General features: G+C 71.2%; 4 protein-coding genes. 3 read left to right on the forward strand and 1 reads right to left on the reverse strand.

What is annotated here, in order from left to right:
* From VFS34_04485 to VFS34_04495, 3 genes are all read left to right on the forward strand, one after another.
* A partial coding sequence (locus VFS34_04485) for an efflux RND transporter periplasmic adaptor subunit (protein ID HET9793698.1) occupies nt 1–778 on the forward strand: 778 nt, incomplete at its 5' end.
* 4 nt (nt 779–782) lie between these two features.
* The gene (locus VFS34_04490; protein HET9793699.1) at nt 783–1,517 is read left to right on the forward strand and encodes an ABC transporter ATP-binding protein; all 735 of its coding nucleotides are present in this window, start codon (nt 783–785) and stop codon (nt 1,515–1,517) included.
* 50 nt (nt 1,518–1,567) lie between these two features.
* Nucleotides 1,568–3,436: a S53 family peptidase gene (locus tag VFS34_04495; protein ID HET9793700.1), complete on the forward strand. Its 1,869-nt coding sequence runs from the start codon at nt 1,568–1,570 to the stop codon at nt 3,434–3,436.
* On the opposite strand, the gene queA is transcribed toward VFS34_04495, so the two are convergent.
* A complete protein-coding gene (gene queA, locus VFS34_04500; GenBank protein HET9793701.1) occupies nt 3,387–4,433 on the reverse strand; it encodes a tRNA preQ1(34) S-adenosylmethionine ribosyltransferase-isomerase QueA in 1,047 nt (348 codons plus the stop codon). The genes VFS34_04495 and queA overlap by 50 nt on opposite strands.
* Nucleotides 4,434–4,674 lie beyond the last annotated feature (241 nt).

Genomic DNA, 4,674 nt, shown 5'->3' on the forward strand with positions numbered 1-4,674 from the left:
GGTCGACGCCGCCGCCGAAAAGCTGGCTCGGGCGCGCGGGCTCGCGGGAAAGAAAATCGCCTCTCCCGAATACCTCGAGGCCGCCCGGCTCCAGGCGGAGGGCGCGCGGCGCCAGCAGCGGATCGCGTCGGAGGCGCTCGACGCCGCCCGGTCGAGGCTGGCGGTCGGGCGGGAAACGCTCGGCCGCACGCGCGTGACGTCGCCCGCTTCCGGAACCGTCCGGGAGGTACGGGTGCGGCCGGGCGAGACCGTCGCGGAGTCTTCGCCGGTCGCCGACATCGCGGACCCCTCGACGAAACTCGCTTCGGTCGAGATCGCCCCGCGGGGGGCGGGCGCGATCGTCCCTGGAGCGGCCGCCCGGGTGACGGCGGGAGGCGCGACCGCGGCGGGGGTCGTCCGGGACGTCGGCGCAAACAAAACGGGCGGTTCCCCGTATGTGTCGGTGATGATCGCGCTTCCCTCGGCGCCGGGCGCCTGGCGGCCCGGGATGGCCGCCCAGGCGCGAATCGACGGCACGCCGCGCGAGGCCGTTCTGGCGGTTCCCGTGGCGGCGCTCGCGTCGCGGCCGGGAAACGGCGCCGCGACAGACGCCGTCTGGGTTCTCGCCGAGGGGCGGGCGCGCCGCCGGACGGTCGAAATCGGAGGCGTCGGGGAGCGCTTGGCGGAGATCACCTCCGGTCTCCGGGAAGGGGAGACGATCGCCCGAGGACCCGTTTCGGTTCTTCGCCGGCTGGACGACGGAGACCGCGTCCGCGTCGAGACGCGAAAGGGAGAATGAGTCGATGGCCCTGATCGAGATCAACGGGATCACCAAGGTCTACCGGATGGGCGAAGAGGACGTGCAGGCCCTCCGGGGCGTCTCCCTGTCGATCGACAAGGGGGAGTACGTCGCGATCATGGGTCCCTCGGGCTCCGGGAAATCCACGCTCATGAACCTGATCGGCTGTCTCGACACGCCGACCGCGGGCTCCTATCGCCTGAACGGAAACGAGGTCGCGCGGATGACCGACGACGAGCTCGCCGCGATCCGGAACCGCGAGATCGGCTTCGTCTTCCAGACGTTCAATCTGCTGCCGCGGACGTCGGCCGTCGCCCAGGTGGAGCTCCCGCTCGTCTACAGCGGCGTCCCGAAGCGCGAGCGTCACGAGAGGGCGGTCGAGGCGCTCCACGCGGTCGGCCTGGCGGACCGGATGTCGCACCACCCGAGCGAGCTCTCCGGCGGGCAGCGGCAGCGGGTGGCCGTCGCCCGGGCGCTCATCAATCGCCCCAGCCTGATTCTCGCGGACGAGCCGACCGGCAACCTCGATTCGAAGACGGGCGCCGACATCATGGCGCTCTTCGATACGCTCAACCGCCGCGGAAACACGATCGTCCTCGTGACGCACGAGGAAGACATCGCGGAGCATGCGCGCCGCATCGTGCGTCTCCTCGACGGCCGCATCCTGGACGACCGGACGAATCCGGGCGGACGGGGGGCCGCGTCCGCGCCGGCCCTCGCCACGGACACCCCGGCCTGACCGTCGGACCATTGCTTTCGGCGTCCCCCGCCGCTACGCTTTCGGGTCTCATGTCCGTCCGCCGCACCGTCGCCGCGGCCCTTCCGGCGCTGCTCCTCGCCCTTCCGGCGGCCGCTCTCCCGCGGGAAGACGAGCCGCGCGTCGCCTTTTCGGGAAACGTTCACCCGGCGATCGGCGAGGCCCGGGACGCGGGGCCCGTGGATCCGGCGTTCCCGATGCGCCGCATGATCCTCGTGCTCGGGCGCCGGGCCGGAGCGGAGGCGCAGATCGGCGCGCTCCTCGCCGCGCAGCACGACCCCGCGTCTCCGCTGTACCACCGCTGGCTCACTCCCGAGGAATTCGGCGAGCGATTCGGAATCGGCGACGACGAGCTCGGACGCGTCCTCGGGTGGCTGCAGGAGAACGGCTTCGCGATCGACGAGGTGGCGAAGGGACGCGGCTGGATCGACTTCACCGGAACCGCGGCCCAGGTCGAGAACGCGTTCGGAACGCCGATTCACGAGTTCACGAGCGGCGGCGCGATCCGCCATGCCAACGTCGCCGACCCGTCGGTGCCCGCCCGGCTGTCGCCGGCGATCGTCGGCATCGCTTCGCTGCACGACTTTCCGAAACGGTCGTACCGCGCGGCCGGCGCCGGGTCTCCCGAATATTCGAACGGCGGCACGCACTGTCTCGCCCCGGCCGATTTCGCCCGGATCTACGACCTGGAGCCGCTCTACGCCCAGGGGATCGACGGCACCGGACAGAAGATCGCGATCGTCGGCCGCGTGCAGATCGACGTCGCCGACGTCCGGAATTTCCGGAGCCGCTTCGGTCTTCCCGTCCGGGATCCGCTGGTGCTCGTGAACGGTCCCGATCCGGGGTTCTGGGACAAGGGGGAGGAACAGGAGGCCGACCTCGACGTCCAATGGGCGGGAGGCGTGGCTCCGGGCGCGCAGGTGACGCTCGTGGTCAGCCAGTCGACCGACGCCACGGACGGCGTCGACCTCTCCGCCCAGTACATCGTCGAACACAACCTCGCCGCCGTGATGAGCACGAGCTTCGGAGAATGCGAATCCGACATGGGGACGACGAACCTGACGTTCTACCAGCACCTCTGGACCCAGGCGGCGGTGCAGGGAATCACGAGCTTCGTTTCTTCCGGGGATACCGGCTTCGCGGGGTGCGACGGCGGACAGGACCTCAAGCCGACCGGAGCGGCCGTGAACGGCGTCGCCTCGAGCGACCACGTCGTCGCGGTCGGCGGTACCCAGTTCGACGAGGGGGGACAGACGACCCTCTACTGGACCGACAAGCCGGACGCGGCGACGGGACTCTCGGCGGTCTCCTACATTCCCGAGAAGGGCTGGAACGAGAGCCAGGCGGCCGGCGGTCACGGGCTCTGGGCCTCGGGCGGGGGCGCGAGCGCCTTCCGCGCGAAACCCTCCTGGCAGGCCGGGCCCGGCGTCCCCGCGGACGGAAAGCGCGACCTTCCCGACGTCTCGCTCGCGGCCGCGACGCACGACGGTTATTTCGTCTTCCAGGGGGACAACGGCGGCGGCGCGACCATCGGCGGGACGTCCGCGGCGTCTCCCGCGATGGCCGGGATCATGGCCCTGATCGTCCAGAAGGCGGGGGCGCGGCAGGGGAACGCGAACCGGGGCTTCTACCCGCTCGCGAGCGCGCAGTCCGCCGGATCCGGACCGGCCGTGTTCCACGACGTCGTCTCGGGCGACAGCGATCTCGTGGGGCTCGCCGGCGGCAAGTGCGGTCCCGGCTTCGACCTCGTGACCGGTCTCGGATCGGTCGACGCGTTCGCGCTCGCCAACGCGTGGGAGAGTCTTCCCCGGGAGACGATCCCGCCCCCCGGCCCCCGACGGATCGCTCCCGTCACCCAACCGGCTCCGCGGCCGGTCGATCGTCCGCGCGCCGGCCCGTGACGAACATCGCGTCTCCGTAGGAATAGAACAAGTAACCGCGGCGCAGGGCCTCGTCGTAGGCGGCGAGGATCCGTTCGCGCCCCGCGAAGGCGGCGACGAGCATCAGCAGGGTCGATCTCGGCAGGTGGAAGTTCGTCAGGAGCGCGTCGACGACCCGGAATTCGAAGCCCGGCCGGATGAAGAGATCGGTGGCGAATTCCCGCTCTCCGTGCCGCGCCCACGACTCGAGCGCTCTCGTCACGGTCGTTCCGACCGCGACGATCCTTCCGCCGCGAGACCGCGCGCGACCGATCGCGTCGATGGTCTCCGCCGGGATGCGCACCCTCTCGGCGTCCATCACGTGCGCGTCGGCGTCGGTGACCGCGACCGGCTTGAACGTGCCCGCCCCGACGAGGAGCGTCAGGTCCGCGATCCCGACGCCGCGCGCGGCGATCTCCTCGAGGATGGCGGGCGTGAAATGGAGGCCCGCGGTCGGCGCGGCGACGGCGCCGTCGGCGCGGGCGAACACCGTCTGGTACCAGTCGCGGTCGCGGTCGTCGTCGGGGCGGCGAATGTACGGAGGAAGCGGGACGTGTCCGATCGCGGCGAGACGCTCGGGGGTGAGGGGCGGGTCGAAGCGCACCCGGCGTTTGCCGTCGGGAAGCACGTCGACGACGCGCGCGCGCTGGCCCGCGGGAAACGCGATCTCGTGTCCCGTCCGGGCGCGGCGTCCCGGCCGGGCGAGCGCGGTCCGAATCCCGTTCTCCTCCTCGCCGAGGAGGAAGATCTCCACGGGACGGCCTTCCCGTTCGCCCAGGAGGCGCGCCGGGACGACGCGGGCGTCGTTCCGGACGAGGAGATCGCCCGGCCGCAGGCAGGAGGGGAAATCCGCGAACGTGCGGTCTTCGATCGTTCCGCCCGCGGGATCGACGACGAGCAGCTTCGACGTGCCGCGCGGCCGCGGCTCCTGCGCGATGCGGTCGACCGGAAGGGCGTAGTCGAACAGGTCGACAAGCACGCGACGATCATAGTAAAGTCTCCTTTTGATGCCGCCGCTCCCCGGTCGCGAAGTGATTCCCCCGACGGGGGATTTTTTTTGCGCCGGCCTCGATGGAGGGCGCTGATGGTCGAATCGCCCGCGCTCGTCAGGAAAGCCCGGATCATGGACGCGGAACGCATGGAGCGCGCGATCGTGCGGATGGCGCACGAGATCGCCGAGAGCGAGCGCGACCTCTCGGAGCTCGCCGTGATCGGGATCC

Source organism: Thermoanaerobaculia bacterium (assembly GCA_035717485.1).
In the GTDB taxonomy this organism is placed as follows: domain Bacteria; phylum Acidobacteriota; class Thermoanaerobaculia; order UBA5066; family DATFVB01; genus DATFVB01.